The sequence below is a fragment of the Myxococcus sp. MISCRS1 genome, from assembly GCF_026626605.1.
Taxonomy (GTDB): domain Bacteria; phylum Myxococcota; class Myxococcia; order Myxococcales; family Myxococcaceae; genus Myxococcus; species Myxococcus fulvus.
On the sequence record NZ_JAPNKB010000001.1, the window covers coordinates 1,622,678 to 1,648,565 of the forward strand.

Here is a 25,888-nt window from a genome sequence, read left to right on the forward strand (position 1 = left end):
CGTCGGCGCCCCTACTCCAGCAGCCCCGCCTCGCGAGCGAAGCGGGTGACCACCGGCTGCACGTGAGGAAAGGCCGCGGCGTTGCAGGCCAACAGGCCGCGCACGTTCTGGAGCTCCGCGGTGTTGTAGCGATACGGCGTGCCGCCCAGGTCCGTGAGGATTCCGCCCGCGGAGCGCAGCACCGCCTCCGGCGCGCAGTTGTCCCAGCGGTAGCTCTTGGAGCTGACGTGCAGGTACAGGTCCGCGACGGACTCCGCGAGCAGGCCGCACTTGATGCCCACCGAGCCGGACTCCTGCTCGCGGGTGATTCCCAGCCGCGCCACCACCTGGTTCGTCAGCTTCGAGCGATGCGAGCGTGACACCACCAGGCGCAGCGCCGAGGGCTCCGCCACGTCCGACACCCGCAGGGCCCGGCGCGCGCCCGCCTCCTCCACGAAGCCGCCCTCCCCCACCACGCCCGAGTAGAGCTTGTCGCCCACCGGCCGGTAGACGACGCCCAGCCGCGCCTCGCCGCCGATGGCCAGACCGATGTGGATGGCGAACTCACCGTTGCGATGGACGAACTCCTGGGTGCCATCGAGCGGGTCCACGAACCAGCACCGCTCGAAGCGGGTCGCCACCGCGTCGTTCTCCGACTCCTCCGCCACCACGCCGTCCTTCGGGAAGGCCCGGTGCAGCGCGTCCACGATGAGCGCATTGGCGCGGGTGTCCGCCTCCGTGACGGGCCCCTGTCCGCCCGCCTTGTCCTCCACCGCGAAGGGTGTGGCGTAGACCTGGAGCAGCACAGCGCCTGCTTCACGGGCGATTCGACGGGCGGTTTCCAGCTCGGTGTCGAGGGAGGGCATGGTCCCCACAGTCTGCCCCCGTTGACGCGTTCCGGGGAGCCCCAAGCGAACGGACGTGGGGCGAACCGCCCCGCGCGGGGCGAATTGCCCCATCGCCGGATGATGGCCCCGAGGAGAGATGCTGGCGCGGCTTCTGCACTGCAGGAAGCGAACCGTGAGCCCTGGGGCCTCCCTGGGCCAGCGCGAGGACAGGCCGAGATGATGAAGGGATTGATGATGGGGTTGATGCTGCTGTTCGGCGTGATGCTGGCCTACGGAGGCGGGCGCCTGCTGTACCGCGCGCATGCGAGCGAGCAGTGGCCCACCACCGAGGGCACCGTCGTCTCCTCGTCCGTGCAGACGATGCACGACCGGCGCAACACCCGCTTCCACCCCGAGGTGCGCTACGAGTACACGGTGGGCGGCAGCCACTACACGTCCGACACCGTCTCCTTCGGCGGCAACGACACGGGCGCGCTGCCGGACGCGCAGCGACTGACGCGCCGGTATGCCTCCGGCACGAAGATGGCCGTCCACTACGCGCCGGACGACCCGGCCATCGCGTGCGTCGAATGCGGTGGCGCGGGCGTGTCCAGCTACGTCGTGATGTTCGGCGGCCTCGCCGTCGCCGGCGTCGCGGGGACGAGCATGGTGGACATGATCAGCGCCGACGCCCGCGAGCGTCGGCGCAACAAGGGCAGGCAGCTCTCCGCCTGACTCACGGACCTTTTGGTCACAGGGCGGGACGCGGGGCCACCGGCGCTTCGTCCCCCAAGAGACCTACAGCACCTTCGTGAGCACCAGGGTCTGGTTGCCGCTCATCCTGGGAAGGCCCTCAGGGGAACGGCACGCGTCCAGGTCCGTGGAGGCGAAGGTGACGGTGTTGACGGCCTGCGCGCCCTCGAACTTCCCCGACAGCACCGTCCCCGACTGCACCACCACGAGCAACGGTCCGTCCACGCGCGCCGAAATCTGCGTCAGTCGGAACGTCGAGACCTCGCCCGTGTTCCAGACGACCTGCCCCGCCGGCACCGGTAGGATGCCCAGCAGGTCCGCGCAGCTATAGCCCTGCCGGATGCCGTCCGTCCCGGACGTCCCGGACGTCACGCGCTCTCCCAGCACCGTGACGCAGTTGCTGAACACACTCTCACCATTGGTACGGACATCCTGAGGGAAGTCCCGCAGCGGCGGGGTGTAGCGGATCTGGATACCGCCCACCGGACACGTCACCACCGCCAGCGTCAGGACCTCACGCGGCGAGGCTCCTCCCTCAACGCTCGGCTCCGCGGACACCTGGCCACTCACGAGCAACAGCGACATCATCAGGCACGAAGCAATCTCACGCATGTCACACACCCCTTCCGATGACAGAGGTCCCAGGGCTTCCCGGTCCCATCCGCATCGACGCAATCAGGAACAGCGCCTAACAACAGGACACAAGACACACTCATCTCACCGCGCCACGAACAGACAGCCATTGCTTCACCAGGCGACAGGCCGCGGTGTTCTTGACAGACAGCATCGTCCCTTCGAACGATGGACGTGCTGCCTCCGCCCGGCGACTCAGAGCACCCGGGTCAGCACGAGCGTCTGGGTAGCGCTCATGCCACGGAGCCCTTCGGGACTGCGGCACGCATCGAGGTCGGTGGAGGTGAAGGTGACGTTCATGACCACCGTGGCCCCCTCGAACTTCCCCGACAGCACCGTCCCCGTCTGAACCAACACGAACAGAGGCCCATCGGCTCGCACCGCTCCCTGCGTCAGTCGGAACGTCGAGACCTCTCCCGTGTTCCAGGTGAGCTGATTCGTCACAGGGACGATCTCCAACAGATCCGAACAAGAGGCGCCCCTCTTGACGAAGTCCGCCGCGCTCGACGTCGACCTGACGTCCTCACCCAGCAGCGTGTAGCAGTTGCTGAACCCTCCCGCCCCCTGGATGCGTACGTCCTGAGGAGTGTCCCGCAGCGGCGGGGTATACGTGGTCTGGAACGCTCCCACGGGACAGGTCACCACCGCCAGGGGCAGCAGTTCCTCCCGGTCGCGGTCCACCTCGCCTCGCGGCTCCGCCGACGAAGGACTGCCCGCGAGCATCATCCATCCCATCAGACATGAGGCCATTCCGCGCATGTCACGTCTCCTTCTCAGCATCGTGAGCCAACTTGCCGACGGCGCTCACAGCAGCCCCGTCAGGACGAGCGTCTGGGTTCCCTCCAGTCGAGCCAACCCTTCGGCGGACGAACAGGCCTCCAAGTCCGTCGAGAGATAGGAGAACGTCCGGACGACCGTCGCCCCTTCGAACTTCCCGGACCGGACCGTCCCCATCTGCACGAAGACGAGCGAGAGCCCCTCGGTGCGCACTGTCACCTGGGTCTGCGCGATTTCGGAGATCTCCCCTGTGTTCCAGGTCAGGCGCGCGAGGACCGGGACAATGGCCAGCAAATCCAGACAGCTGTACCCAGGACGGAACGTCTCCGTCCGGTTGCTCGCCGAAGAAACCTGGGCCCCCAGCAATCCGATGCATCCTCTGAGTTCCCCCGCCCCACGGACCGTCACGTCTTGGGGTTCGTTTTTCAAGGACGGAGAGTACTCGCTGACCGTCGTCCCCAACGGACACGTCAACAACGGCAACGCGGGAAGGACTCCTTCGCCCGACGCGCCGAACGCCGGACCACTGCCAAGCATCGCCAGCACCCACAGCCATGAAGCAAGTCCACGCATGTCCCCCACCTCACAGCGCCAGTTGCGCTCTCTTCGGGTCAAGGCCTTTCGCGCCAGACGCCCATGACACCAGACATCAAGCACGCGCGACGCCGCCCACGCTCGCGCGCACAAAACAGACATCGCGCGTGTCCCGACAGACAATGGACGGTGTCGGGACATCCCGTCCTCATCATGACGACGCACCGACGAACCCAGGACAAGGCCCGCGTCCCAGTCCGCCGCTCCGCAGTGGTGACGAGCGCCGTGCACGCACCTCGCGCCCGTGTGAGGCTCGCCGCCCCGCACCCTCGCGCGGCCTGCGGAGGAGCCTCGCGTGACCGGCCCCCTCCGTCCCCACATGGCCCTCCGACGATCCCGCCCTGGCCTCATGGGCGCGGCGCTCGCCCACCCCAGATCCAGGTGCGTGAAACGGAGTGCTTACAGCACCTTCGTGAGCACCAGGGTCTGGTTGCCGCTCATCCTGGGAAGCCCCTCGGGGGAACGGCACGCATCCAGGTCCGTGGCGGCGAAGGCGATGGTGTTGACGGCCTGCGCGCCCTCGAACTTCCCCGACAGCACCGTCCCCGACTGCACCACCACGAGCAACGGTCCGTCCACGCGCGCCGAAATCTGCGTCAGCCGGAACGTCGAGACCTCGCCCGTGTTCCAGACGAGCTGCCCCGCCGGCACCGGTACGATGCCCAGCAGGTCCGCGCAGCTGTAGCCCTGCCGGACGCCGTCCGTCCCAGTCGTCCCGGACGTCACGCGCTCTCCCAGCACCGTGACGCAGTTGCTGAACACCCCCTCACCCTGGATACGGACATCCTGCGGGGTGTCCCGCAACGGCGGGTTGTAGCGAATCTGGACGCCGCCCACCGGACACGTCACCACCGCCAGCGTCAAGACCTCACGCGACGAAGCCCCTCCCTCAACGCTCGGCTCCGCGGACACCTGGCCACTCACGAGCAACAGCGACATCATCAGGCACGAAGCAATCTCACGCATATCACACACCCCTTCCGATGACAGAGGTCCCAGGGCTTCCCGGTCCCATCCGCATCGACGCAATCAGGAACAGCGCCTAACAACAGGACACAAGACACACTCATCTCACCGCGCCACGAACAGACAGCCATTGCTTCACCAGGCGACAGGCCGCGGTGTTCTTGACAGACAGCATCGTCCCTTCGAACGATGGACGTGCTGCCTCCGCCCGGCGACTCAGAGCACCCGGGTCATCACGAGCGTCTGGGTGGCGCTCATGCCACGGAGCCCCTCGGGACTGCGGCACGCATCGAGGTCCGTGGAGGTGAAGGTGACGTTCATGACCACCGTGGCTCCCTCGAACTTCCCCGACAGCACCGTCCCCGTCTGAACCAGCACCAGCAGGGGCCCATCCGCCCGCGCCGTCACCTGCGTCAGACGGAACGTCGAGACCTCTCCCGTGTTCCAGGTGAGCTGAATCGTCACCGGGAGGATCTCCAGCAGGTCAAAACAGTCGTAGTTCGGCCTGACGAAGTCCGTGGCACTCACCGACGATGTCACCCGCTCACCCAGGAGCGTGTAACAGTTGCTGAATCCGCCCTCCCCCTGGATGCGTACATCTTGAGGGGTCTCCCGCAGCGGCGGCGTGAACGTGGTCCGAAAGGCCCCCACGGGACAGGTCACCACCGCCAGGGGCAGGAGCTCCTCCTGGGCGCGGTCCACCTCGCCTCGCGGCTCGGCCCACGACGGACTCCCCAGGAGCATCATGAGCCCCAGCAGACACGAAGCCATTCCGCGCATGTCACCCACCTCCGGCGTCGAATATCGTCGGCCTCCCCAGCGCCGACGCGGCATCCACACCGGAACAATCACTAACACCAACCCCCAAGAACAAGCGAATCCCGACGGATTCCCATCCCACAAACCAGACAACAACCTTGTCCCTTCCGCCAATGGACGCGCCCGCCACCTCAGGGCAGCATCTGTCATTGTCCTTCCAGACAATGGACGCGGTGGACATCGCCCCCGTCCACCACCCCACAGAGATGACGCGAGGGGTGCACGCGCCTCGGGCCTGTGTGAGGCTCGCCGCCCCGCGCCTCTTGCGCGGCCCGCAGAGGAGCCCCGCATGACCATCACCCTCCGTCCCGCACAGCCCTCGGATGAACCCGCCCTGGGCCGCATGGGCGCGGCGCTCGCCCAGCTCCACCACGACTTCGACAACCAGCGCTTCATGATGCCCGACGACGTCGAGGCCGGTTACCGCTGGTGGCTGGGACGCGAAGCGAAGAAGCCGGACGCCGTCGTCATCGTCGCGGAGATGGATGGCGAGGTCGTGGGCTACGCCTATGGCCGCGTCGAGCCCGTGGACTGGAACGCCCTGCTGGACCGCTCCGGAGGCTTCCATGACCTCTGGGTGGACGCCAAGGCGCGCAAGGCGGGCGTGGGCGCCCAGCTCGCCGAGGAGCTGATGCGTCGGCTCACCGCCCTGGGCGTGCCGCGCGTCGTGCTGCACACGGCCGCGAAGAACGAGGCCGCCCAGCGCATGTTCGCCCGCCTGGGCTGGCGCCCCACCATGGTGGAGATGACCCGCGAGGCCACCAAGCCCTGAGCCCGGCTCACCTCACAGGTCGATGATGCCCCGGCGCATCGCCACCACCACGGCGTGCGTCCGGTCCCGCGCGGAGAGCTTCGTCAGCACGTTCTTCATGTGCGTCTTCACGGTCTCCTCGGAGATGCCCATCTGCGCGGCGACCTCCTTGTTCGCGTTGCCCGCGGCCACGCGGATCAGCACCTCCCGCTCGCGCGCCGTCAGCTCGTCATCCGCCACGTGCTCCGCCAGCTCCGACGCGATGTCCGCGGCGATGCGGCGACGGCCGGCATGCACGCTGCGGATGGTCTCCACCAGCTCCTTGCGCAGCATGCTCTTGAGCAGGTAGCCGGACGCCCCCGCCTTGATGGCGCGCAGCGCCTGCGCATCTCCCTTGTACGTCGTCAGCACGATGATGCGCGCCGCGGGGAACTCCGCGCGGATGGCCGTGATGGCATCGATGCCGTTCATCCCCGGCATCTGCACGTCCATCAGCGTGATGTCCGGCGTGTGCGCCCGGTACGCCCGCAGCGCCTGCTCGCCCGTCTCCGCCTCCGCCACGAGCGTCATGTCCGGCTGACCGGCAATCATCCCGCAGAGCCCTTCACGCAACATCGGATGGTCGTCGACCACCAGGATGCGGATGTTCGCGTCCTTCGAAGTCATGCGTCGCAAGGTACCCCCGTCGTCGCCCCGTGAAAAGACTCACATCCGCGAGGCTGCCCATCGAAACGGCGCATCCCCCATTCGGGTGATGCCGACACGGGCCTCCCCGTGTTTCATGACAATGACTGAAATCAATTCCCTGACACCCCCGAAGCCCCGCGAGACGCCCCATGCCCAACGCCTCCCCCACGCCCGGCAAGAGCCTGCTCACCCCGGACAACCACGCGCTCATCCTGGTGGACCACCAGTCCCAGATGGCCTTCGCCACCCACAGCATCGAGCTGCCGCTGCTGCGCAACAACACCGCGCTCGTCTGCAAGGCCGCCGCGGGCTTCCGCGTCCCCACGCTGCTCACCACCGTCGCGGAGAAGAGCTTCTCCGGCCCCCTGTTCCCCGAAATCAAGGAGGTCTTCCCCGAGGCGAAGGTCATCGACCGCACCACGATGAACTGCTGGGAGGACCCGAACGTCACCGAACAGGTCAACCGCTTCGACAAGGCGCGCGTCGTGTTCGCCGGCCTCTGGACGGGCGTGTGCATCGTCGGCCCGGTGCTGTCCGCCATCGACCAGGGCTTCCAGGTGTATGTCATCACCGACGCCAGCGGTGACGTGTCCCAGGAGGCCCACGAGCGCGCCGTGCAGCGCATGGTGCAGGCCGGCGCCATCCCCATGACCAGCCTCCAGTACCTGCTGGAGCTCCAGCGCGACTGGGCGCGCGGCGCCACCTACGCCATGACCACGGGCGTCGCGGTCGCCCACGGCGGCGGCTACGGCCTGGGCGTGCAGTACGCCAAGAGCATGTTCAACGCCTCCGAGGGCGGCGGTCACTGACGTCCGCCGTGCCCCCTTCGTACCCCGGCGGCGGACTCGAAGCCCCCTCTCGAGCGCTCCGCCGGGCCGTCGTCCCGCCTCCCCCTCAGCACGAGCTCCCCTCATGGCCGACCTGATTGTCCGCAACGCCCGCGTCACCACCCTGGACCGGGACCTCCCCCAGGCCCAAGCCCTGGCCGTCACCGACGGCGTCGTGGAGGCCGTGGGAGACGAGCGAGACATCATGGCGCTCGCGACAGCCTCCACCCGGGTCATCGACGCGGGCGGGCGCAGGCTCATCCCCGGCCTCAATGACAGCCACATCCACCTGATTCGCGGCGGGCTCAACTACAACCTGGAGCTGCGGTGGGACGGCGTGCGCTCGCTGGCGGACGCCATGGCGATGCTGCGCGAGCAGGCGGCCCGCACGCCCGCGCCCCAGTGGGTCCGCGTGGTGGGCGGCTTCAGCGAGCACCAGTTCGTCGAGAAGCGCCTGCCCACGCTCGCCGAGCTCAACGCCGCGGCGCCCGAGACACCGGTCTTCATCCTCCACCTGTATGACCGGGCCCTGCTCAACGGCGCCGCCCTGCGCGCGGTGGGCTACGGCAAGGACACGCCCGAGCCGCCCGGGGGCCGCATCGAGCGCGACGCGCGCGGCAACCCCACCGGCCTGCTGCTGGCCAGCCCGAACGCCCTCATCCTCTATGCCACGCTCGCGCTGGGCCCCAAGCTGCCGCCGGAGTACCAGCTCAACTCCACGCGCCACTTCATGCGCGAGCTCAACCGGCTGGGCGTCACCTCCGTCATCGACGCGGGCGGCGGCTTCCAGAACTACCCGGAGGACTACGACATCATCCAGAAGCTGCACGCCGACGGCGAGCTGACGGTGCGCATCGCGTACAACCTCTTCACCCAGAAGAAGGGCTCCGAGCAGGCGGACTTCGAGCGCTGGACCCGTATGCTCTCGCCCCGGCAGGGCGACGACATGATGCGCCACAACGGCGCGGGCGAGATGCTGGTGTTCTCCGCGGCGGACTTCGAGGACTTCCGCGTGCCCCGCCCGGAGCTGCCCGCGGGCATGGAGGGTGAGCTGGAGTCCGTCGTCCACCTGCTCGCCAGCAAGCGCTGGCCCTTCCGCATCCACGCCACCTACGACGAGAGCATCAGCCGGGTGCTGGACGTCTACGAGAAGGTGAACCGCGAGGTGCCGCTGGACGGCCTGCACTGGTTCATCGACCACGCGGAGACCATCTCCGAGCGCAACCTCGAGCGGGTGCGCGCGCTCAGCGGCGGCATCGCCGTGCAGCACCGTATGGTCTACCAGGGCGAGTACTTCCAGGAGCGCTACGGCCAGGACGCCCTGCGCCGCACGCCGCCCGTCCGGAAGATGCTGGAATCGGGCGTGCCGGTGGGCGCGGGCACGGACGCCACGCGCGTGGCCAGCTACAACCCCTGGGTGGCGCTGTACTGGCTCGTCACGGGCCGCACGCTGGGCGGCCTGTCCATGTACGGCGAGGACAACCTGCTCGAGCGCGAGGAGGCCCTGCGCCTGTGGACGCACGGCAGCGCGTGGTTCTCCCACGAGCAGGAGAAGAAGGGACTGCTCAAGCGGGGCTACCTCGCGGACTTCACCGTGCTGTCCTCGGACTACTTCCAGGTGCCCGAGGAGTCCATCCAGCACATCACCAGCGTGCTCACGGTGGTGGGCGGCCGGGTGGTGCACGGCACGGGAGACTTCGAGCCGCTGGCGCCCGAGCTGCCCCGGCCCATGCCGGACTGGTCCCCGGTGAACCGCTTCGGCGGCTACCAGGGCGGCACGCTGGCCCAGGCCCGCGAGGCCCTCGCCAACGCGTCACACGCCCACGGCGACGGCTGCGCCGTGCACGGCCACGGGAGGACACACGCGTCGCGCCACGAGGTGCCCACCTCCGACGCGACGGGCTTCTGGGGAGCGCTGGGGTGCCTCTGCTATGCCTTCTGAAGCGAACGTCGCGGTGAGCCCCGCTCCCGTGGCCCAGGAGGTGGGGGCCCTGGCGCCCCTGCGTCACGCCACGTTCCGCACGCTGTGGCTCGCGGTGCTGGCCAGCCACATCGGCACCTGGGTGCACGACGTGGCCGCGGCGTGGTTCATGTCGGAGCGCACCGGCTCGCCGCTGATGGTGGCCGCGGTGCAGTCGGCCACCACGATGCCCGTCGTCGTGTTCGCGCTGGTGGCGGGCACGCTGGCGGACATCGTCGACCGGCGGCGCTACCTCATCACCATCCAGGTGTGGATGCTGGTCATGGCCACGCTGCTCGCGTGGGCCTCCATGGTGGGGGAGATGACGGAGTGGACGCTGCTGGGGCTGACGTTCGCCCTGGGCATGGGCGCGGCCATGGCCATGCCGGCGCAGGCGGCCACCACCGCGGAGCTGGTCCCCAGGCCCCTGCTCGCGCCCGCCGTGGCGCTGAGCTCCATCGGGATGAACATCGCGCGCTCGGTGGGCCCCGCGCTCGGTGGGCTCATCGTCGCGCGCTTCGGCGTGGGGTGGGCCTTCTCCATCGACGCCGTCTCCTATCTGGGCGTGCTGCTGGCGCTCGTGTCCTGGCGGCGGGCGAAGGCGGAGTCCACGCTCCCGTCGGAGCCCTTCGGCACCGCGCTGCGCGGAGGGCTGCGGTACGCGGCGCGCTCGGGAGACTTGCGCTCGGTGCTGCTCAAGTCGGCCTGCTTCTACGCCTTCGCCAGCGCGCTGCCCGCGCAGCTCGCCATCGTCGTGCGCAAGGAGCTGGGCGCGGGCGCGGGCACGTACGGGCTCTTGCTCACGTGCATCGGCGCGGGCGCGGTGGCGGGCGCCGTCGTGCTGCCCCGCATGCGGGCGCGGTGGGGCGTGGACCGGTGGGTGCTGGGAGCGACGCTGCTCTACGCGCTCACCATGGTGACGGTGGCCTTCGTGCGCAGCCTGCCGGTCTTGGGTTTGGCCATGGTGGCCAACGGGCTGGCGTGGATCAGCGTGCTGTCCTCGCTCCAGACAGCCACGCACCTGTCGGTGCCCACCTGGGTTCGCGCCCGCGCGCTGTCGCTCTACATCGTGGTGTTCTCCGCGGGAATGGCCGGCGGCGGCCTGGTGTGGGGCTCGGTGGCCCAGCGCTTCGGCGTGCCCGTGTCGCTGACGGTGGCGGCGGGCGCGGCGGTGCTCGCGGGTTTCTTCTCGCTGCGCTTCCGCCTGGGCCAGGCCATGGCTCGCGACACCGCGCCGTCCGCCCACTGGCCCACGCCCCAGGTCTCCGAGGACGTCGAGAAGGACCAGGGCCCGGTCCTCGTGACGGTGGAGTACCGCGTCGCCCCCACGGGTCGCGCGGCGTTCCTCCCCCTGGTGCACCAGCTGGGCGACACGCGACGGCGCGACGGCGCGGTGCAGTGGGGCGTCATGGAGGACACGGCGGAGCCCGGGCGGTTCCTCGAGTACTTCGTGCTCGGCTCCTGGATGGAGCACCTGCGCCAGCACGAGCGCGTCACCCGCGAGGAGAAGGCGCTGCAGGAGCAGCTGCGCGCGCTGCACCAGGGCGCGCATCCCCCCGTGGTCCATCACTACGTCGGCGCCGCGCCGATGGTCCCCCGCCGCACCCCCTTGGAGAACGACGCGTGAACTGGAAACTGTGTGTGGGACTGCTGCTGGGCCTGGGCATCGGCTTCGGCTGTCGCTGGCTGGGGGTGCCCGTGCCCGCGCCGCCGGCGCTCGTCGGCGCGCTGCTCGTCGTCACCATGACGACGGGCTACACGCTCACGGACCGGCTGCTCGCCTCGCGCCCGTCGCGCAATCACATCCACTGCGGTGGGCCCACCGGCGAGACCCAGGAGAGCAGGTCATGACCCTGGCCCTCGTCGGCGTCGCCCTGGCGCTGCTCATCGGCGCCGGATGCCGCCTGCTCGACATCCCCCTGCCCGCCCCCCCGAAGCTCCAGGGCGCCCTGCTCGTGGTGGCCATGACGGTGGGGTTCCTCCTGGGGGAGCGGCTGCTGGGCTGAGCCCTCCGGCCTGTATCAATCACACCGGGGGAGCGGGCCGGGCCCCACCTCCCGGCGGGGCGAAACAACGCTTCTCTTCCGGGGAGCCACGGAACAGGATGTCGGAGGATGTCTTCGCGCGTTGCCCTCCGCCCCCGATGTGACCGCTGCTATCTCCCGTCGCACCTGTGTCTGTGCGCGGAGATTCCCCGCGTGCAGACGCGCACGCGGTTCCTCCTGGTGCAGCACGCGCTGGAGATCCGCAAGAAGAGCAACACCGGCCGGGTGGCCGCGCTCGCCCTCACCAACGCCACCCTGCTCACCCACGGCTCGCCCGCCGACGTCCTGGACAGCTCCCTGTTCGCCGAGCCCGGCACGTGGCTGCTCTTCCCGGACGGGCCCGAGCTCCCCGAGGACACCCCGCCGCCCCGGCAGGTGGTGGTGCTGGATGGCAGCTGGTCCCAGGCGCGGCGGATGAGCCAGCGGCTCCCCACGCTGCGCCTGCTCCCCCGGCTCGTGCTGCCGCCGCCGCCCCCGGGAATGCTCCACCTGCGCGAGCCGAGCCACCCTGCGGGCATGTCCACCCTGGACGCGATAGCCCGCGCGGTGGAGCTGCTGGAGGGGCCCCAGACGGCGGCCCCCCTGGCGCGCCTCGCCCAGCTGCGCGTCCAGCGCATCGCCGAGTGCGGCTCGCTCAACCGCGAGGCGATGGGCCCCAGCCGCTGAGTCACGGCCTCGGGATGAGCACCATGTCCTCGTCCTGCTCCAGCTGGTAGGTGCCGTCCGGACGCAGGCAGGCCTCCGCGTGCAGGCGCAGCTTCCGGTCCATCTCCCGCGACGCCTCCGGCCCCATCGCCGCGAGCTGCTCGGCCGTGAAGCACCCCTCCAGCACGAAGAAGCGGCAGAGGGTGAACATCTCCTCGAAGGTGCGCGCGGTGAAGCCGCTCATCGCCGGGAGGACCTCGTGCGAGAGCGACATGCGCCCCAGGGTGTCCAGGAGCAGCTGCCCGAAGTTCAGCGTGTCGGCGAAGTCGCGGCACAGCTCGAACGTGGGCCCGCGCCCCGCCGCCATGATGATGAGGGCGTGGCCTCCGGGACGCACGAACGACAGGAGCCGGTCGATGAAGCCCGGCCAGTCCGAGGGCGGCACGTGGTACAGGACGTGGGAGCACAGGACCAGGTCGAAGCGCTCGGACGAATCGAACCGCTCGAAGGGCTCGATGAGCACCTTCGCCTTCTCCAGCCGCAGCTGCGCCACCTGCTCCGGGTTGGGTTCGAGCAACGTGAGCGAGCCGAAGCGCGTCGCCAGCGCCTGGGCCACCTTGCCGGAGCCCGCGCCCACGTCCAGGAGCGACGGCGCCTGGGACATGCGCGCAGACAAGCGCTCCTCGACGAGCCGCGCGATGTTCTCCGGATGGCGCGCGGTGGATGCGAGCAGACGGAACGCGGTGGCGTACTCCCGCGGGGACATCGTGATTCCCATCGTCAGACCCCCAGCTCCAGTTGAACGGCCCCTCCCCCAGCCAGGGAAGGTGCCCCGAGCGTACAGCGGACGCTGCCCGCCGTTCACATCCCCAGTCGGCGCACCAGCTCCCGCGGCACCGGATAGACGGCCTCGCGGGGCAACAGCCGGGTGGCCTGCTCCGCGCGCCCCTCGTCCAGGTGCTTGCGCAGCTTGTGCACCAGCGGCGTCACGTCGGTGATGGAGACCACCCAGTCCTCCACGTAGCGCTGGATGATGGCGCGCCCCAGCCCCACCTGGATGCTGTCGTGCGGCAGCCCCGCGCCACGCAACGAGCGCTCCGGGTCCCACTGGACGTGGACGGGCGCCACCTCGAAGGCCTTCCTCCAGGCCTCCGGTGAGCCGTGGGCGCCGGGCTCGTACGCGGTGAGCACGCCCACCGCCAGCGCCGCCTCCCACCCCGCGCGGTGGATGCGCACCGCCAGGGTCCGCTCCTGCCCGCTCTTGCGCCCCCAGTTGGAGCGGTGCATCAGCCACAGGAAGCTGGGCTTGATCCAGGTCATCCGCCCCACGGAGAACGGCGGCCCGAAGCGCTGCGTCGCCACCGCCACGTCCGCGATGGCGTCCGGATAGGCCTGATACATCACGATGGAGCCCCGGTCGAAGTCCGCGCGAACCTCCCGCCGCGCGCTCATGACACCCGCCTCCACCCACATCCTCGTCGCATGACGCGCACCGTAGCAGCTTCGCGTCCTTTCATTCCCTGAGAATCCCAGACATGGCGGACCCTGTCCTGGAGTCCCAGACGAGCGGGTGATGGAACACGCGTTCCCAGGTCCTCCGGACACCGCGAGCGACCAACATCAGGCAACGGACGCTGTCGCGGAGGGAGGTGTTCAGGACAAGCAAACTCCGACGGGGAGGGAGAGGGCACTGCCGGGGCCTCGCGATAGATTGCCATGGGGTTGCCGGTACCGAATTCTCCTTCGGGTTGTGATTGCACAGGCTGGCGACTTCATCTCTCGCTGGGGGGTAGTGCATGTTTGTGAAACGGGGACGCGGTGTCCTGGGTGCCACGCTGTTGAGCCTGACACTGAGCGCCTGCACCGATGCCGACACACCGAAGGACCTACACGACGACGACGCCACCCAGGCAGCAGCGGCCCTCGCCCAGGGCCATGAAGTCCTCTCCGCGGACCCGGACCAGGTCCCCACCTTCCTCCGAGGCAGGTTCGGTGAGGTCCCCACCGGCAAGCTCGCCCTCAAGGGACTTCAGACCCACTCCCTCGCGCCGGTGCTCGCCCGGGTGGCGCCGCTCTTCAAGCTCGACACCGAGCAGCTCTTCTTGAAGAAGGCCTACGTCGGCTCCGACGGGGACACGCACTACCGCTTCGGCGTGCGCTACCACGGCGTGGAGGTGCTGGGCGCGGAGCTGCGGCTGCACGCGCGCGACGGCCAGGTCTTCGCCATCAACGGCAACGCGCGAGGAGGCCTTGCCGCCCTCAAAAGCGACCCCATCGGCGTGGACCTGGCGAAGGCCAACGCCCTGGCGGACAAGGGTTCGGTGCCGGGCCTCGTCGTCCGCAAGGCGCCCGCGCTCGTCTACTGGAGGGACCAGGACCAGCTCATCCTCTCCTGGCGGGTGCTGGTGACGGGCGCGAAGCAGGACGGCACGCCCGTGAAGGAGTCGGTGCTCGTCAACGCCCGCTCCGGCGAGGTGTTCGAGCGCTTCAACCACATCCACTCCGCGCTCGACCGCATCGTCTACGACGGCCAGAACACCAACGACCTGCCGGGGACGGTGGCGCGCCGGGAGGGAGAAGCGCCGCACGCGGACCCCGTCGTCAACGCGGCGTACGACAACACGGGCGCCGTCTGGCGCTGCTACAAGGAGCTGTTCGACCGCGACTCCTACGACGACCTCGGCGCGACGCTCCACTCCACCGTCCACCACCGCGTCAACTACGTGAACGCGTACTGGGACGGCGAGCAGATGGTCTTCGGCGACGGTGACGGCACCACCGCCATCAACCTGGCCTACGGCCTGGACGTCATCGCCCACGAGCTGACGCACGCGGTGACGGAAGTCGACTCGGACCTCATCTATTCGGGTGAGTCCGGCGGCCTCAACGAGTCCATCTCCGACATCTTCGGCGCCGTCTGCGAGTGGCACAGCGAGGGCAAGGTCATCAACGAGGGCACCTACCTGGTGGGCGAGGACGTGTGGACGCCCGAAGTGCCCGGCGATGCGCTGCGCTACATGAACAACCCCACCCAGGATGGGGACTCGCTGGACGACTACCACAACTACAGCAACGGCGTGGACGTCCACTACAGCTCGGGCATCTCCAACCTGGCCTTCTACCTGCTGGCCCAGGGCGGCACGCACCCGCGCTTCCCCACGCGCCCGGCCGTGACGGGCATCGGCATCGAGATGGCGGGCCGCATCTTCTACAAGGCCAACCGGGACCTGCTGATGCCCAACTCCACCTTCGACGCCGCGAGGATCGCCACCGAGCAGGCCGCCGTCCAGCTGGGCTACGACGCGTCCGTCGTCGCCTCCGTCGCCGCGGCCTGGAAGGCCGTGAACGTGGGCGTGGTGTTCGAGCCGACCGACCCCTTCGAGCTGGAGCGCAACGTGCCCGTCGTCCTCTCCGGCACGGCGAGCGGCGCCAAGGAGTACGGCTGGGCCGAGGTGCCCGAGGGCGCCACCAACCTGCGCTTCACCCTGTCCGGCACCACGGGCGACCCGGACCTGTACATCCGCCAGGGCAACTACCCCACGACGGGCCTCTATGACTGCCGGCCCTACCGCTCCGGCGCCAACGAGGAGTGCGTCTTCCCCACGCCCACCGCCGGCAAGTGGTACGCGATGGTCAACACCTATACGCCCTACACCAACGCCTCGCTGGTGATGAAGTTCGACGGCGGCTTCTTCCCGCTCGAGCCCAACGTGGTGGTGAGCGGACTGTCCGCCCCCGCCAATGGCAGCCATGGCTACATCGTGCAGGTGCCGGCGCGCGCGAACGGGAAGCCGCGCAGCGTCACCGTGCAGTTGCTGGGCGGCACGGGCAACGCGGACCTCTACGTGCGCATGGGGGCCATCCCCAACCATTACGAGTACGACTGCCGCGGCATGAAGGAGACCAACGCCGAGAAGTGCGTCATCCCCCAGGTCACCTCCGGCAAGCTGTATGTCTGGGTCGTCGGCGCGAAGGGCGGCTATCAGAACACCGCCATCCTCGTGTCCTATCCTCCCTGACACGTGACACCCGCCCTCGCGGCCTCCACCTCCGCCCGGACCGACGGGCGGCGGTGGACGGCCACGCGGGGCCCCGTGGCGTGCGTCCGCGCCCCGAGCGGGTCTACACTGCCGGGGCCATGCTCACGCTGACCGACAGGGCCGGGTTGTCTCCCGAGGCGCGCGCGGCGCTGGAGCGCGAGCTGGCGCCGCTCACCCTGCTCCAGGACGTGGTGCGCTGGGGCTTCGCGAGCACGCCGCCGCGCGACGTGACCGAGGTCGTCGTCCAGGACGAGTTCACCCACGACGTGGTGCTGCCCTGGAAGGACGGGGGCTACCTCGTCTTCGACACCACCTGACTGGGCGGTGTGATTGCGGTCTCCGTGTGGGACCGTCGACCCAGCGCCGATGACCTCCTGGACGCCCGGCTCCAGGCGGGCTGGACGCCCACGCCCACGAGCACCGTCGAGGGGGACGTCATCCTGGGTCACGCCGCGTGCAGGGTGCCGCCCGGCAAGGGCCCGGCGACACCCTGAGCGTGCGTCCTCGACTACTTGCCCTTCTCCTTCACCCACGAGTCCTTCAGGGACACGGTGCGGTTGAAGACGGGCTTGCCGGGCTGCGAGTCCTTCGGGTCCGCGAAGAAGTAGCCCAGCCGCTCGAACTGGAAGCGCGACTCCGGCGCCGCGTCGGCGAGCATCGGCTCCACGCGCGCCGAGCGCAGCACCTCCAGGCTGTTCGGGTTCAGGAACGTGGTGAAGTCCGTCGCGTCGTCCGAGTCCGGGCTCTCCACGGAGAAGAGCCGGTCATACAGCCGCACCTCCGCGGTGGGCGCGTTGCCCGGCACCCAGTGCAGGGTGCCCTTCACCTTGCGGCCATCCGGCGAGTCCCCGCCGCGCGTGGCCGGGTCATAGGTGCAGCGCAGCTCCACCACCTTGCCGTCCGCGTCCTTGATGACCTCCTTGCAGGTGATGAAGTACGCCGAGCGCAGGCGCACCTCCTTGCCCGGCGCCAGCCGGAAGAAGCCCTTGGCGGGGACCTCCATGAAGTCGTCCGCCTCGATGTAGAGCTCGCGCATGAACGGCACCTGGCGCGTGCCCATCTCCGGCTTCTGCGGGTGGTTCTGCACCTCCAGCATCTCCACCTGGCCTTCGGGGTAGTTCTCCACCACCACCTTGAGCGGCCGCAGCACCGCCATGGCCCGGGGCGCCGTCTCGTTCAGGTCCTCCCGGATGCACAGCTCCAGCACGCCCATGTCGATGAGCTGCTGCGTCTTGCTGACGCCCGCGCGCGTGGCGAAGTCGCGGATGGACGCGGGCGTGAAGCCCCGGCGGCGCAGGCCGCTGAGGGTCATCATCCGCGGGTCGTCCCAGCCGGAGACGTACTTCTCCGTGACGAGCTTGAGCAGCTTGCGCTTGCTCATCACCGTGTAGTTGAGGTTCAGCCGGTTGAACTCGTACTGGTACGGCCGGTCCCCTTTGATGAGGCTGTCGACGATCCAATCGTACAGCACCCGCCGGTTCTCGAACTCCAGCGTGCAGACGGAGTGCGTGATTCCCTCAATCGCGTCCGACAGGCAGTGCGCGAAGTCGTAGAGCGGGTAGATGGGCCACGCCTCGCCGGTGCGGTGATGGTGCGCGTGGCGGATGCGGTAGATGGGCGGGTCGCGCAGCACGGGGTTGGGCGACGCCATGTCGATTTTGGCGCGCAGCGTGTGCTTGCCGTCGGGGAACTCCCCGCCGCGCATGCGCGAGAACAGGTCCAGGTTCTCCTCCACGGAGCGGGTGCGGTACGGGCTGTCACGGCCCGGCGTGGTGAAGTCGCCGCGGTACTCGCGAATCTCCTCCGGCGACAGGCTGCACACGTACGCCTTGCCCTGCTTGATGAGCTGCACGGCGAAGTCGTAGAGCTTCGGGAAGTAGTCGGAGGCGTAGAACTTGCGGTCCGCCCAGTCGAAGCCGAGCCACTTCACGTCGCGCTGGATGGCCTCGACGTAGTCGGTGTCCTCGGTGACGGGGTTGGTGTCGTCGAAGCGCAGGTTGCACAGCCCCTCGTATTGCTTCGCCAGCCCGAAGTTGAGGCAGATGGACTTGGCGTGGCCGATGTGGAGGTAGCCGTTGGGCTCGGGCGGGAAGCGGGTGTGCACGCGTCCCGCGTGCTTTCCCGTGCGCCGGTCTTCCTCGATGATCTCCTGGAGGAAGTTCAGGCCCTGCGTCTCGTTCGTCGTCGTCATGATGGGGGCGAATCCTCGTGAAGCCGCCCGGGGCCGGCAAGGGATTCCTTTCAGAGCGAGTCCAGGAGCGCCTCCCAGGCCCCCAGCGCCTTGGCCGAGGACAGCTCCTCCGCGCGGGCCCGGGCCTTCCGGGCAAGGTCCTTGCGGTGCACCTCGTCCGAGACGGCTCGGGCCAGCGCCTGGGCCAGCGCCGGGGCGTCCTCCACTGGAACCAGCACGCCGTGCCGCCCATTCTCCAGCACCTCCGCGGGGCCGGACGGGCAGTCGGTGCTCACCACCGGGCACCCCAGGGCGAGCGCCTCCAGGAGCACCATGGGCAGCCCCTCGAACCGGGAGGACAGCGCGAACACCGCCGCGCGGCGCATCAGCGCGTGAGGATTGGACGCAAAGCCCGGCATGAACACGCTCGACTCCACCCCCAGCGAGCGCGCCAGCGCCTTCAATTCGGTCTCCAGCGAACCCACCCCCAGGATGAGCAGGTGGTGGTCCACGCCCTCCTGGCGCGCCAGGGCATGGGCGCGGATGAGCACGTCGAAGCCCTTCTGGGGCTCCAGCCGGCCCACGGCGATGACCACCGGGCGCTCGAAGACGGGGCCCGCCCAGTCCGGCACCGGCCCGTCCGCGGCGGCGCGCACCACCTCCCCGTCCACGAAGTTGGGGATGACCTGCAGCCGCTCCTCGGGCACGGGGACCAGGGACTGGAAGGAGCGCGCCGTGTCATGGCCACACGCGACGATGCGCTGCATGCGCGGGTAGAGCAGCCGCAGGCCCCACAGCTGGCGGCGCGGCTGCTCGCGGTGGAAGGCGCCCCAGTCGAAGTGGATCATCCCCACCACGGGCTTGCCGAGCAGCTTCCCGGCCAGGCAGGCCAACAGCGCCGCGCGCCCCTCCTGCCCCGCGACGATGACGTCCGCCTCGCGGGCATGGCGCAACAGGTGCCACAGGTACAGGGGCAGGTTCTGCCGGTGGTAGTCGTAGGAGTCGGTGGCCCAGGAGACCTCGGTGTTCGCGGGCAGCCGGTCCTCGCGTCCTGGTGGCGGTCGGTGGTGGAAGAACAGCCGGGTGGCGAAGCGCCGGGGGTCCAGCCCCGCGAGGACGTTGCACACCGAGCGCTCGATGCCGCCTCCGCCCAGGAACACGAGCGTGAACAGCACTCGCTTCCTCCCAGGGTCTTTCGAGGCGTCTCGTGGCACCGGCACCAGCATCCAGCCCCCCACTCCCTGAAGGCGGGTGCACCGTAACCCAAGGGTGTCACGGCCGCCAACAAGACGGACGGCTGCAACGTCTCCTGGCGACACATCGCGCGCCTCCCGGCGTACGCTCCGCCGGCGCCCGGGCAGACCGCCGGGCTCTCCCGTCCTGTCACGCTCCGTGATGACCGCGCTCCGTCCACGACTCGTCTTCCCCCTGGTCCTGCTCCTCGGCGTGCTCGCGTCCGTGGGGCTGCTCGTCGTGAAGGGGCACCGCATCGGCCAGGGCCTGCTGCACCCGCCCCACGTGCCGGTGACGCGGCCGTCCGCCGCGCCGGAGCTGGACGCGATGCGGGACGTCGCCTTCACCAACGCGGACGGGCTGACGCTGCGCGGCTGGTACGTGCCCTCGCAGAACCGCGCCGCGGTGGTGCTGGTGCATGGCTTCGCGGACAACCGCGCGCAGCTGCTCTTCGAGGCCCGCGCGCTGGCCCGGGCCGGCTACGGCGTGCTGCTGTTCGACCTGCGCGCCCATGGGGAGAGCGGCGGAGACCGCGTGACGTGGGGAGACCTGGAGCGCCGCGACGTGACGGCCGCGCTGGACTTCGTGGCGGCGCGGCCGGACGTGGACCCCGCCAGGCTGGGGCTCTTCGGCTTCTCCATGGGCGGCACCACCGCGCTGCTGGTGGCCGAGCACGACGCGCGCGTGAAGGCGGTGGCCGCCGCGGGCGCGTACCCCGCGCTGGAGGCGGACGTGTACTCGGGCTACGGCAGGTGGGGCGCACTGAGCGCGGAGCCGGTGCTGTGGACGCTGCGCCGCGCGGGCGTGGACGTGGACGCGGTGCGCCCCATCGACGGCATGTGCCAGCTCAAGGGCCGCCCGCTCCTGCTCGTCAACGGCGACGTGGACCCGGACGCGCCCGCCAAGCTCCAGGCCAGCCTGTTCCGCGCGGCCTGCGAGCCCAAGACGCTCTGGGTCGTCGAGGGCGCGGGCCATGGCGAGTACGCCCGCGTGGCCCCGGAGGAGTACGCGCGCCGGCTGCGCGAGCACTTCGACCGGGCGCTGTTGGGCGCGGGATGAGCCACGCGGCTCAGGGGCCGGGCTCGGGCTCCGGCGCGTCCGACGCGGGCACCCAATCCGGCTCCGCGTCCAGCGCGGGCCGCCCCTGGAGCAGCTCGTGCGGACGGAAGCCGCCCTTGTAGCGCAGGGACGCGCACGCCTGGACGCGGAAGCCCAGGTACACGTGGGGGATGCCCCGCGCCTTGGCCAGCTCCACCTGGAACACCACGTTGGCCGTGCCCGGGGACAGCCGCGCGTAGTCCGGGTCGTAGAAGAAGTACACCGCGCTCCACGCGCGCGGCGTCTCGTCGCAGATGCCCAGCGCCACCAGCCGGGGGCCGCCCTCCGCCGCGTCGTCGTACCAGGCCACCTCGCGCGCGGAGGGGTGCGGGAAGGAGAACTGGAGCGAGTACTCGCGCACCGTGAGCGGCGAGGGCTCCCACTCCCGCGCGGCCTCGCGCTCCGCGTGCCAGGCCCGGTAGAGCGCCAGCCGCTCCTCGTCGGCCTTGGGCACGCCCACCTCCACCCGCAGGTGGGCGCACGCGGCCCGGGCGCGGCGCTGGCTGCGGTTGGGCCGGAAGCCCTCCACCGGGACGCGCAGCGACACGCACTCCTGGCAGTCCGCGCAGGCGGGCCGGAAGTACACCGGCCCGAAGCGCCGCCAGCCGCGCACCAGCAGGTGCTCGTACTCCTCCGGCGACACGTCCCGCAGCACCAGGTTCTCCAGCGAGGCCTGCCGCTCGGGCAGGTAGCTGCAGGGGCGCGGGGGCTCGACGTCGTGTGCCAGCAGGAGGGCCATTTGCGTCCATGTTCCTGTCCGGCCCTCGGTCCGGCGTCAAGTCGCCGGAGGGCTCCCGGACGCCCACCGTGGCCGGCGGGCCGCGCCCCGCACGCCCTCCTGTCACGCGTCCGACGGCCCCCCGCCCTACCAGGTCCATGGCATGACGACTGCAACCTCTCCCCGTCAACCCCCACGCGAAGGCGGAAGCACATGGCGAGAGACTGCCTGCAGCCCTGGATGGACCGGCTGGCCCATGTCGACGTGGAGGTCCAGGACACCTCGCCCCGCGCCCGGCTGGGGGGCCGCGAGTGGGATGGCCAGGGCCTGGCGATGCGGCGCCCCCGAGTGGAGGCCCGCCTCGCGGAGCAGGACATCGTTGCCCCACGGACGGCGATTTCCCGGCAGGTCGAGCAGGACCCCGGGTGGGATTCCGACGACTTCGATTTCGCGGTGGCGAGCTACTGACGCCCGCGCCGCTTCTCAAGCTCATCCATTTTGAGAACGCACGTTCCCGCAACCCTTGCGCGTGGAGCAGGCGTGCGCGCAAGCCTGGCGGCGGCGCCAACCCGGAGGCGTCTTCTCAGGCCCCGGCGCGAACGCATATAAGCCTGACATGTCCGCAATCGATGTCTCGGTGGTGATGCCCACCCACCGACGAGAGAAGGAAGTGGTGGAGGCCATCCGCTCGGTGCTCCGCCAGGAGGGGGTCCACGTCGAGGTCATCGTGTTGGATGACACGCCGGAGGGCACCGCCCGGGCGTCGGTGGAGGGGCTGGGCGACTCGCGCGTGCGCTACGTGGTGAACGACCCGCCGTCCAAGGGGCGCCCCGCGGTGGTGCGAAACCACGGCGTGACGCTGGCCCGGGGCCGCTACCTGCACTTCCTGGACGACGACGACATGCTCGCCGAGGGCGCGCTGCACGCCATGGTGAGCGCGCTGGACGCGCGGCCCGACGCGGGCGTGGCGGTGGGCTGGGTGGTGCCGTTCGGTGACGACGCGGACTGGCTCAAGGACAAGAGCGAGTACTTCCAGTGGGCGGCCAAGGTGGGCGCCAGCACGCCCAACAGCGCGTGGACGGTGGCGCACATCCTGTTCCGCGGGACGCTGTACGTGAACTCCGCGTGCATGGTGCGCCGCGAGCACTTCGCGACGCTGGGCGGCTTCGACGCGTCCATCCCCGTCTACGAGGACGTGGACTTCTACCTGCGCGGCATCCGCGCCTTCGGCCACGTCTACGTGGACCGCCCCATCCTGCACTACCGCACCGGCCGGCCCTCGCTGATGCACAACCTGGGCAAGGACGGCACGCTGGTGATGCAGTCCAACGAGATGATCCACGGCAAGTACCGCAAGACGAACGGCGCGCTGGAGTACCGCGCGCTGCAGCTGCTCATGCGGACCCTGCCGTTCGACATCGCCAAGAAGCTGCCCTTGTGGCTGCCCAAGCAGGGCCGGGTCTCATGAGCTTGAAGAGTCGGTTCGTCGGCACGGCCAAGCGTCAGGTGAAGCAGACGCTCAGGCCCGTGCTCCAGCGGGCCATGGCGCCCGCGCGCACGCAGATTCCCGCCTCGTACTGGGGGCTCCAGCACGTCCCCGGCCAGGGGCTGAGCCTGGAGGGCGTGGCGCTCAAGTCGCTGGTGCAGCGCTTCGGCTCGCCGCTGCACGTGGTGCACCTGGCGGCGCTCCAGCGCAACGTGGAGCGCTTCCTCGCGGTGCCCCCGGGACGCGCGGGCGGGTGCGAGGTGTTCTACTCGTACAAGACGAACCCGATCCCCGGCGTGCTGGAGGTGCTGCACGGGATGGGCGTGGGCGCCGAAATCATCTCCGCCTACGAGCTGTGGCTGGCGCTGCGGCTGGGCGTCGCGCCCGAGCGCATCGTCTACAACGGCCCGGTGAAGTCGGAGGCCTCGGTGCGCGAGGCCATCGGCCGGGGCATCCAGCTGCTCGCCGCGAACCACGCGGAGGAGCTGGGCCTGTTCGCGCGCGTCGCGGCGGAGCTGGACCAGCGTCCGCGCGTGGCGGTGCGGGTGAGCACGGACAGCGGCTGGGCGGCGCAATTCGGCACGCCCATCGCGGGCGGCGCGGCGCTCAGGGCGTATGCGCAGGCGCGGGCGTCGTCGCACCTGGACGTGGTGGGCCTGCACGCGCACCGGGGCGCCACCATCCGCACCGAGGGCGAGCTGACGGGCTTCGTGGAGGCGGTGCTCGGCTTCACGGACACGCTGCACCAGGAGCTGGGGCTGGACCTGGAGGTGCTGGATCTGGGCGGCAGCCTCTGCACGCCGTCGGTGGAGCACATCGCCGAGCGCGACTGGCGCCTCAACCTCACCTTCTTCCGGGACGTGCCGGCGCCGGACCCGGCGGCATCGCTGGACATCTCGCGCTACGTGGCGCTCGTGGTGGAGATGGTGGAGTCGCACTACGCGAAGAAGGGGCGCGCACGGCCGCGCATCTTCCTGGAGCCGGGCCGCGCCATGACGGGCGACACGCAGCTCTTGCTCGGTAGCGTGCACACGCTCAAGGCGGGCGAGGACCGGACGTGGGCGGTGCTCGACGCGGGCGTGAACCATGCCGAGTGCGTGCGCAACGAGTACCACCAGCTCTTCCACGTGGACCGGCCGGACGCGCCCGCCGAGCGCGTCTACACGGTGGTGGGCCCCATCTGCACGCCGGGCGACACGCTGTACCACGCCAAGCGACTGCCCCAGCTGGTCGAGGGTGACACGCTGGCCATCATGGACGCGGGCGCGTACTTCGTGCCGTTCGCGACGTCCTTCTCGTATCCGCAGCCGGCCATCATCGCGCTGGACGGCGGCGAGGCGCGGCTGTTGCGCCGGGCGGAGACGTTCGAGGACCAGGTGGCGCTCGACACGGTGGCGAAGAGCCCGGGAAAGCCCGAGGCGGCCTGAGCGCTGCGTCGAGGTCCGCCGCCCGTGCGCTGACACACGGGCGGCGAGGGCCTGCTAGCGGTTGAGCACCATCATCCGCAGGAAGGCGCGCGGGTGGCGCGCGGAGCCGTAGAGGATCTGCGCCACCTCCACCGCGGACGGCATCGGGTCATCCGAGTCGATGAGCGGGTCCACCGCCACCTGACGGTGCGTCCGCAGCCAGCGTCGCCACTGCTTCGCCTCGTCGGCGGGCAGCGCGCCGGACAGCCGCTGGAGGTTGAGCAGCATCTCCAGGGCGATGCGGTTGCAGAACACCTCGCCGCGTCCCGTCCATGCGCGCGCCGACTGCCCCACGCGCTCCAGCGCGTCAAAGTCACCCAGCGCCGCGTGATAGGCCATGAGCGGCAGCGGCAGCCCGCGCGCGATGTCGAAGCCCATCTGCCCGTAGTAGCGCGGGTTGAAGTCGATGAGCAGGAAGTCGTCCTTCGTCTGGATGAACTCCACCTCGAAGACGCCGTGGTAGCCCAGCTTCGCGCACAGCTTGCGCAGGCCGTCGGCCAGGTCCTGGCGCACCGGCGCGGACTCGAAGCACACGCCCACGCCCAGGCGGCGCGGACGCTGGAGCACCTTCATGGCGCCGCGCACCTCGAACAGCGCGCCCGTGCGGTCCACGAAGCCCGACAGGCTGTAGATGCCCTGGGCCGCCTCGGGGTGGAACTCCTGCACCATGGGCCGCGCCACGGCCGGGTCGAACTTCACCAGCATGGGCGCGTAGCCGTCGCGCGCGAAGGCGCGGTACTCCTCCACGAGCTGCGAGGGCTCCGCGACGGGCAGGCCCTTGCGGTGCGTGGAGTAGAGGATCTGCGTCGTCGGCTTGATGAGGACGGGGAAGCGCGCCTCGCGGGAGATGCTCTCCAGGTCCGCCTCGGACTCGGGGAACCAGGTGCGCGGCAGCGTCAGCCCTACCGACTGGCCCGCCTCGAAGAGCTTGCGCTTGTTGAGCAGCCCGTAGACGGCGTCGATGCCGGGGTCGTAGAGGTGGAAGTAGCGCGACAGCTCCTTCGCGTGCACGGACACCAGCCACGCCAGCTCGTCGCTCGTCGGATACAGCACGTGGCTCATGGGCGCCCGGGCTCCGAAGTCGAGGAGCCACGCGAGGAACGCCTCGGGCTGGGACTCGGGAGGGCACTGCACGCGCTGTCCGACGAAGCGCGACCAGCTCGCGGGGCCCAGCCGTCCGGGGTCCGCCACGGTGACGCGGATGCCATTGCGCCCGAAGCACCGCGCGGCGGCGAGCGTCCCATAGAAGCCAGCGGAGAAGAGCAGCGCGGCCGGCCGCTCTCCCACGCGCTCTGTCGCCGACTGCTGCACCTTCACGTCTTCTGCCTGCACCTGTGCTGTCTCCCGTTGGAGGGCCCCACACCATATCCGCCCCCTCCGCCATTTGCCCCTCCCTCTTCGCGGCGCTTGATTG

28 protein-coding genes are annotated in these 25,888 nt (G+C 70.0%); 15 read left to right on the forward strand and 13 right to left on the reverse strand.

From position 1 onward, the window contains the following. Positions 1-11: 11 nt before the first annotated feature. A complete protein-coding gene (locus tag OWM54_RS06290; protein ID WP_267696892.1) occupies positions 12-845 on the reverse strand; it encodes a 3'(2'),5'-bisphosphate nucleotidase CysQ family protein in 834 nt (277 codons plus the stop codon). Positions 846-1,043: 198 nt separating this feature from the next. On the opposite strand from OWM54_RS06290, the gene OWM54_RS06295 reads away from it, so the two are divergent. Then, the gene (locus OWM54_RS06295) at positions 1,044-1,541 is read left to right on the forward strand and encodes a DUF3592 domain-containing protein (protein ID WP_267696893.1); all 498 of its coding nucleotides are present in this window, start codon (positions 1,044-1,046) and stop codon (positions 1,539-1,541) included. Between the two features lie 63 nt (positions 1,542-1,604). On the opposite strand, the gene OWM54_RS06300 is transcribed toward OWM54_RS06295, so the two are convergent. The 5 genes from OWM54_RS06300 to OWM54_RS06320 form a co-directional block, all read right to left on the reverse strand. Then, complete coding sequence (locus OWM54_RS06300; RefSeq protein ID WP_223746524.1) at positions 1,605-2,171, reverse strand: hypothetical protein; 567 nt, start codon at positions 2,169-2,171, stop codon at positions 1,605-1,607. A gap of 216 nt (positions 2,172-2,387) precedes the next feature. Continuing rightward, the gene (locus tag OWM54_RS06305; protein ID WP_223746523.1) at positions 2,388-2,951 is read right to left on the reverse strand and encodes a hypothetical protein; all 564 of its coding nucleotides are present in this window, start codon (positions 2,949-2,951) and stop codon (positions 2,388-2,390) included. Positions 2,952-2,996: 45 nt separating this feature from the next. Beyond that, positions 2,997-3,335 (reverse strand): hypothetical protein, encoded by a 339-nt coding sequence (locus tag OWM54_RS06310; protein ID WP_267696894.1) that lies wholly within the window; start codon positions 3,333-3,335, stop codon positions 2,997-2,999. Positions 3,336-3,962: 627 nt separating this feature from the next. After that, entirely contained in the window at positions 3,963-4,529 is a 567-nt protein-coding gene (locus OWM54_RS06315) for a hypothetical protein (protein WP_267696895.1), read from the reverse strand. A 216-nt stretch (positions 4,530-4,745) separates the two neighbouring features. Further along, positions 4,746-5,309 (reverse strand): hypothetical protein, encoded by a 564-nt coding sequence (locus OWM54_RS06320; RefSeq protein WP_223746520.1) that lies wholly within the window; start codon positions 5,307-5,309, stop codon positions 4,746-4,748. A gap of 328 nt (positions 5,310-5,637) precedes the next feature. Between OWM54_RS06320 and OWM54_RS06325 the strand changes: the two genes are divergently transcribed. Continuing rightward, a complete protein-coding gene (locus tag OWM54_RS06325; protein WP_223746519.1) occupies positions 5,638-6,120 on the forward strand; it encodes a GNAT family N-acetyltransferase in 483 nt (160 codons plus the stop codon). Between the two features lie 12 nt (positions 6,121-6,132). Here OWM54_RS06325 and OWM54_RS06330 read toward each other — a convergent pair whose 3' ends face one another. Continuing rightward, the gene (locus tag OWM54_RS06330; protein ID WP_223746518.1) at positions 6,133-6,765 is read right to left on the reverse strand and encodes a response regulator; all 633 of its coding nucleotides are present in this window, start codon (positions 6,763-6,765) and stop codon (positions 6,133-6,135) included. A gap of 170 nt (positions 6,766-6,935) precedes the next feature. On the opposite strand from OWM54_RS06330, the gene OWM54_RS06335 reads away from it, so the two are divergent. From OWM54_RS06335 to OWM54_RS06360, 6 genes are all read left to right on the forward strand, one after another. Further along, on the forward strand, positions 6,936-7,595 hold the full coding sequence (locus OWM54_RS06335; protein WP_223746517.1) for a hydrolase: 660 nt from the start codon (positions 6,936-6,938) through the stop codon (positions 7,593-7,595). Positions 7,596-7,698: 103 nt separating this feature from the next. Beyond that, positions 7,699-9,555: an amidohydrolase gene (locus OWM54_RS06340; RefSeq protein ID WP_267696896.1), complete on the forward strand. Its 1,857-nt coding sequence runs from the start codon at positions 7,699-7,701 to the stop codon at positions 9,553-9,555. Beyond that, a complete protein-coding gene (locus OWM54_RS06345; protein WP_267696897.1) occupies positions 9,545-11,200 on the forward strand; it encodes an MFS transporter in 1,656 nt (551 codons plus the stop codon). Before OWM54_RS06340 ends, OWM54_RS06345 begins: the two co-directional genes overlap by 11 nt. Next, complete coding sequence (locus OWM54_RS06350; RefSeq protein WP_046712631.1) at positions 11,197-11,424, forward strand: DUF1427 family protein; 228 nt, start codon at positions 11,197-11,199, stop codon at positions 11,422-11,424. Before OWM54_RS06345 ends, OWM54_RS06350 begins: the two co-directional genes overlap by 4 nt. Beyond that, positions 11,421-11,579, forward strand: coding sequence for a XapX domain-containing protein (locus tag OWM54_RS06355; protein WP_046712630.1), 159 nt, complete (start codon positions 11,421-11,423; stop codon positions 11,577-11,579). Before OWM54_RS06350 ends, OWM54_RS06355 begins: the two co-directional genes overlap by 4 nt. Positions 11,580-11,687: 108 nt before the next feature. Further along, positions 11,688-12,284 (forward strand): tRNA-uridine aminocarboxypropyltransferase, encoded by a 597-nt coding sequence (locus OWM54_RS06360; RefSeq protein WP_141327100.1) that lies wholly within the window; start codon positions 11,688-11,690, stop codon positions 12,282-12,284. 1 nt (position 12,285) lies between these two features. Here OWM54_RS06360 and OWM54_RS06365 read toward each other — a convergent pair whose 3' ends face one another. Continuing rightward, positions 12,286-13,029 (reverse strand): class I SAM-dependent methyltransferase, encoded by a 744-nt coding sequence (locus tag OWM54_RS06365; RefSeq protein ID WP_267696898.1) that lies wholly within the window; start codon positions 13,027-13,029, stop codon positions 12,286-12,288. A gap of 95 nt (positions 13,030-13,124) precedes the next feature. Further along, entirely contained in the window at positions 13,125-13,715 is a 591-nt protein-coding gene (locus OWM54_RS06370) for a DUF4291 domain-containing protein (protein WP_223783146.1), read from the reverse strand. Between the two features lie 344 nt (positions 13,716-14,059). Between OWM54_RS06370 and OWM54_RS06375 the strand changes: the two genes are divergently transcribed. The 3 genes from OWM54_RS06375 (at position 14,060) to OWM54_RS06385 (ending at position 16,797) form a co-directional block, all read left to right on the forward strand. Then, positions 14,060-16,282 (forward strand): M4 family metallopeptidase, encoded by a 2,223-nt coding sequence (locus OWM54_RS06375; RefSeq protein WP_267696899.1) that lies wholly within the window; start codon positions 14,060-14,062, stop codon positions 16,280-16,282. 119 nt (positions 16,283-16,401) lie between these two features. After that, on the forward strand, positions 16,402-16,620 hold the full coding sequence (locus OWM54_RS06380; RefSeq protein WP_267696900.1) for a hypothetical protein: 219 nt from the start codon (positions 16,402-16,404) through the stop codon (positions 16,618-16,620). A gap of 24 nt (positions 16,621-16,644) precedes the next feature. Continuing rightward, positions 16,645-16,797, forward strand: coding sequence for a hypothetical protein (locus tag OWM54_RS06385; protein ID WP_267696901.1), 153 nt, complete (start codon positions 16,645-16,647; stop codon positions 16,795-16,797). Positions 16,798-16,811: 14 nt separating this feature from the next. Here the strand turns inward: OWM54_RS06385 and OWM54_RS06390 are convergent, their stop codons facing one another. Further along, entirely contained in the window at positions 16,812-18,494 is a 1,683-nt protein-coding gene (locus OWM54_RS06390; RefSeq protein ID WP_267696902.1) for a glutamine--tRNA ligase/YqeY domain fusion protein, read from the reverse strand. Between the two features lie 50 nt (positions 18,495-18,544). Further along, on the reverse strand, positions 18,545-19,648 hold the full coding sequence (locus tag OWM54_RS06395; protein WP_267696903.1) for a glycosyltransferase: 1,104 nt from the start codon (positions 19,646-19,648) through the stop codon (positions 18,545-18,547). A gap of 220 nt (positions 19,649-19,868) precedes the next feature. Between OWM54_RS06395 and OWM54_RS06400 the strand changes: the two genes are divergently transcribed. Beyond that, positions 19,869-20,765, forward strand: a complete 897-nt coding sequence (locus OWM54_RS06400) for an alpha/beta hydrolase (protein ID WP_248546418.1) — start codon at positions 19,869-19,871, stop codon at positions 20,763-20,765. 10 nt (positions 20,766-20,775) lie between these two features. Here OWM54_RS06400 and OWM54_RS06405 read toward each other — a convergent pair whose 3' ends face one another. Continuing rightward, positions 20,776-21,543: an arginyltransferase gene (locus OWM54_RS06405; RefSeq protein ID WP_267696904.1), complete on the reverse strand. Its 768-nt coding sequence runs from the start codon at positions 21,541-21,543 to the stop codon at positions 20,776-20,778. Between the two features lie 192 nt (positions 21,544-21,735). On the opposite strand from OWM54_RS06405, the gene OWM54_RS06410 reads away from it, so the two are divergent. The 3 genes from OWM54_RS06410 (at position 21,736) to OWM54_RS06420 (ending at position 24,435) form a co-directional block, all read left to right on the forward strand. Then, complete coding sequence (locus tag OWM54_RS06410; protein ID WP_141327083.1) at positions 21,736-21,990, forward strand: hypothetical protein; 255 nt, start codon at positions 21,736-21,738, stop codon at positions 21,988-21,990. Positions 21,991-22,138: 148 nt separating this feature from the next. Further along, a complete protein-coding gene (locus OWM54_RS06415) occupies positions 22,139-22,990 on the forward strand; it encodes a glycosyltransferase family 2 protein (protein WP_046712620.1) in 852 nt (283 codons plus the stop codon). Then, the gene (locus OWM54_RS06420; RefSeq protein ID WP_223746506.1) at positions 22,987-24,435 is read left to right on the forward strand and encodes a pyridoxal-dependent decarboxylase; all 1,449 of its coding nucleotides are present in this window, start codon (positions 22,987-22,989) and stop codon (positions 24,433-24,435) included. Before OWM54_RS06415 ends, OWM54_RS06420 begins: the two co-directional genes overlap by 4 nt. 54 nt (positions 24,436-24,489) lie before the next feature. Here the strand turns inward: OWM54_RS06420 and OWM54_RS06425 are convergent, their stop codons facing one another. After that, positions 24,490-25,806: a carbamoyl-phosphate synthase gene (locus OWM54_RS06425; protein ID WP_267696905.1), complete on the reverse strand. Its 1,317-nt coding sequence runs from the start codon at positions 25,804-25,806 to the stop codon at positions 24,490-24,492. Between the last annotated feature and the right edge of the window lie 82 nt (positions 25,807-25,888).